This is a genomic window from Streptomyces sp. URMC 126 (assembly GCF_051386555.1).
Classification (GTDB): domain Bacteria; phylum Actinomycetota; class Actinomycetes; order Streptomycetales; family Streptomycetaceae; genus Streptomyces.
In genome coordinates this window covers 1-3,356 of record NZ_JBPQTX010000496.1, presented here as the reverse complement: position 1 = coordinate 3,356, position 3,356 = coordinate 1, and the positions used below count along the sequence as shown (strand labels likewise).

The following is a 3,356-nucleotide window of genomic DNA, read 5'->3' as shown; positions in this document are numbered from 1 at the left end:
CGGCAAGGCATGAGGCGCGGGGGGCGGAGGCGGGAGAAGCGTGCGGCCGAGGTCACCCGGCCCGCTGCCCAGCGCGGTCCTCCGCCGCCTACGCCGGCGTCCGTCCGCCGGCGCCCATCCGGCAGCACCCGCCCGTCGGCGCCCGGCCGTCGGAGTCCGCCCGTCGGCGCCCATCCAACAGCGTCCGCCCGGCAGCGCCGGACCGGCGGTGGCCGTCAGTGGTGAGCGCTAGTGGTGACCGCTAGTGGTGACCGCTAGTGGTGACCGCCCCCGCCGCTGCCGAAGGCCCCGCTGCTGCCGGGGTTCCACTTCCGCTGCTCCTCGGTGAGCTCCTCCTCGTGGCTCCCCGGATTCCTGAGCTCGTGGGGCAGCAGCCGCTCGCCCGGCCCCTCCGCTCGCAGCGGGTCCGCCTCCCGGTGCTCGGTCACGTAGCCGACGGCGTCGCCGTTGTCATCGTGTCCGGGCCCGTGGTCCGGCGACGACGGGCCCCTGTCGTGCTCCTCACGCGTCTGCCACGCGCCCTGTCGCCGCTGCGGCTGGCTCGGGGGCGGCGGTTCCTTCTCGCGCCACCGCTTTCCGTACACGAAGGCGAGGAGCAGCAGGGCGCCGACGCAGAGCCCGACGGCGAAGGGGGCGGCGCCGCCGACCCAGGCGGGCAGGGCGAGAACCATCTCATCGGTACGCATGCAGTCCGGTTACCCGGAGGGCGCCCGGTCAAGACCGCCACTGAGCCGAACGGGCGTGCACCCGCCGCCCGCACGCGGGGGACTACGCGTCCCCCTCCCCCGTACCGGCCTCTTCCGTCTCCCCCGCAGCCTTCCCCGCCGCCTCGGCCTGCCGGATCGCGTCACGGTAGGCGCGGGCGGCGGCGCGGAGCGCGGTCTCCGGTTCGACGCCCTCCGCCTCGGCCCGTACCGCCATGGCCAGCAGCGCGTACCCGACGCCCTCGCCGGCCGGAAGGGGCACCTCCAGGCCCTTGGCCCGGACGCGGGAGGCGAGCTTGGCGGACAGCGCGAGGGCCGGCTGCCCCAGCGGCACCCCCTCGGTCACCGACACGCGGCGCTTCTCGGCCGCCTTGGTCCGCGTCCAGTGGGCCCTGACGTCGTCCGGCGTCTCCGCCGCCGCGTCCCCGAAGACGTGGGGGTGCCGGTGGACGAGCTTGTCGACGATGGTTCCGGCCACGTCGTCGATCGCGAACGGCTCGTCGGGGTCGTCCTGGGCGATGCGCGCGTGGAAGACCACCTGGAGCAGCACGTCGCCGAGTTCCTCGCGGAGCGCTTCGCGGTCGCCCGTCTCGATGGCCTCGACGAGTTCGTACATCTCCTCCAGGCCGTACTTACCCAGATCCTCGTGGGTGCGGATGCCGGTCCACGGGCAGGCGGCCCGGATCCGGTCCATCACCTGCACCAGGTCGAGGAGGCGGGCACCGGGCAGGTCGTACGAGGCGGGCAGCAGCTCCAGCGCCGGCATCCGCTGCCGGCCGGAGCCCGCCAGCCGGGCGAGGCCGTCGGTCAGGGCCGACTCCCCCGCCGCCGAGGTGATCACGACGACGGTACGGCCGCCGGCCAGGCAGTCGTCGACCAGCGCCCGGGCGTCGAAGGACTCCGCCGGGGTCTCGGCGGTGATCCCCGCCTCACCGAGGTAGGGCAGCAGCGGGTGGGCCGGGTCGGCGCACAACACCCGGTCGGCGGCGTGCAGCGTCTGCCACGCCGGCCAGGACAGGAGCCCGGGCGCGACGCGGTGGCTGGTGGTGAGCAGGACGATCCGGCCGACCGCCGGGGACGCAGAGTCGTTCACCCTGTCGAGCGTAGGCGACGGCGGCCGGGAGAGGGCCCGGAGGGGCCGCGGGGGACGATCACACCGGGCACCCGGCCCCCGTCAGCCCCGGCTACACCGGGCTCTCGGCACCGGGCGGGGCGACGGGCCGCAGCCAGGGCTCCTGCAGCGGCCGCGCGGTGCCGCGCTTGGCGTCCCAGGCTCCGTAGCGCGGGTTGATGTCCACGCGCAGCGCCTGGGAGGTCTTCATCAGCACCTCGTTGGTACGCGCGGCACCGAGCTTGCCGTCGAGCTTGGTGCGGACGAGGTCCATGGCGAGCGCCTGGTCGATCTGCTCGGGGGCGATGCCCAGGGCCAGGAAGCGGCCGCGCACCGCATCGGCGCCGCCGTTGGCGCGTTCGATCTGGGACCGCTCCTCCTGGAGCTCTCGGCGGGTGACGTCCACCCCGTTGTCGTGCCCGGCCTTCTCGATGATCCGGTACTGGACGAGCCGGATGAGTGTGTCCTGGCTGAGCCGCGCGCTGTTGGCCGTCAGCTGCTCCCCCTGCGGGGACGATTCCTGCGCGTCGCGCACGTCCTTCACCTGACGCTGCAACTGCGCCACGGTGATCCGGTCGTCGCCGACGACGGCCGCGGCGCCGGGGTGCGGGGTGGACCCGCACGCGGTGAGCAGGGGTGTCGCGGCCAACAACCCGGCGGCGGCGGAGAGCGCGGTCCTTCGGCGGATCATGGAGCCTCCCGGCAGTGCTCGTGCGGCGGTACGGCGATCGACCTGGCGTTGATCGATGGTAGGGAGTCCGTGTGGCGGAGGCCACTGATTCGACCGACGATTCGCCGATATCCGGGATGCGCGAGGCTCATGGGGCGGGTGCGGTTGACGGGACCTCAGCGGCTCCTGCTGCTCAGGTACCGGCCCCTATGCCGTCCCGGCCGACGCGACCGCCCGCTCCCGCTCCGGCCGCTCCGCTGCCGGCCCAGCGGCTCACGCCCTGACCTCGCCCAGCCAACGGAGGGTGTGGCGGATCTCCGCCGGGAACGGATGGTGCGGCCCGTGGACCCGCTCGGCGTCGAAGAGCAGCGCCATCAACGTCTCGTGCGCTGCGTGCCGGTCGCCGAGCGACAGCAGGAGGTGGCCGGTGCGCCGGCGTATGTCGAACGCGGTGGCCACGTCGCCCGGACCGCGCTGGAAGTGCGGCAGCAACGCGCGGTACTCGTCCAGCGCGGCTGCCGCCTCGCCCAGTTGCTCCAGGCACTGGGCGGCGTCGTACCGGAAGCGCAGCACCTGGCGGGCCGCCCGGGCGCCCGTCTCCGCGGCGTAGTCGTCCATCAGCCGGCGCAGTTCGGGGAGGGCGCGGCGGTACTGGCCGTCGTCCATGAGCGTCGCGGCGTACTGCTTGCGCAGGCTGCGGACGACGCTCGAGTGCTCGCCGTGCTCGGCGGCGGCGGCCGGGAGGATCGCGCCGAGGATGTCGACGGCCTGGGTGATGCCGCCCTGGTCCAGCAGGCGCTTGACCTCCTCGACGGCCCCGGCGACATCGGCGGTGCCGGGGGCCGCCGGGACGCCGGTGTGGGTGGGGGCG

General features: G+C 74.7%; 3 protein-coding genes and 1 pseudogene. All 4 read right to left on the bottom strand.

Annotated elements, in window-relative coordinates:
- Positions 1–254: 254 nt before the first annotated feature.
- Positions 255–686: a DUF6479 family protein gene (locus tag ACSNOK_RS31910; protein WP_436784277.1), complete on the bottom strand. Its 432-nt coding sequence runs from the start codon at positions 684–686 to the stop codon at positions 255–257.
- Positions 687–768: 82 nt separating this feature from the next.
- A complete protein-coding gene (locus ACSNOK_RS31905) occupies positions 769–1,797 on the bottom strand; it encodes a nucleoside triphosphate pyrophosphohydrolase (RefSeq protein WP_436784276.1) in 1,029 nt (342 codons plus the stop codon).
- Positions 1,798–1,888: 91 nt separating this feature from the next.
- Positions 1,889–2,506 (bottom strand): SurA N-terminal domain-containing protein, encoded by a 618-nt coding sequence (locus ACSNOK_RS31900; RefSeq protein ID WP_436784275.1) that lies wholly within the window; start codon positions 2,504–2,506, stop codon positions 1,889–1,891.
- Between the two features lie 252 nt (positions 2,507–2,758).
- A pseudogene (locus ACSNOK_RS31895) lies at positions 2,759–3,356 on the bottom strand (serine/threonine protein kinase); the annotation flags it as partial.

Coding starts and splice junctions, on each gene's coding strand:
- ACSNOK_RS31910 (WP_436784277.1), bottom strand. CDS start 686: ATGCGTACCGATGAGATGGTTCTCGCCCTGCCCGCCTGGGTCGGCGGC.
- ACSNOK_RS31900 (WP_436784275.1), bottom strand. CDS start 2,506: ATGATCCGCCGAAGGACCGCGCTCTCCGCCGCCGCCGGGTTGTTGGCC.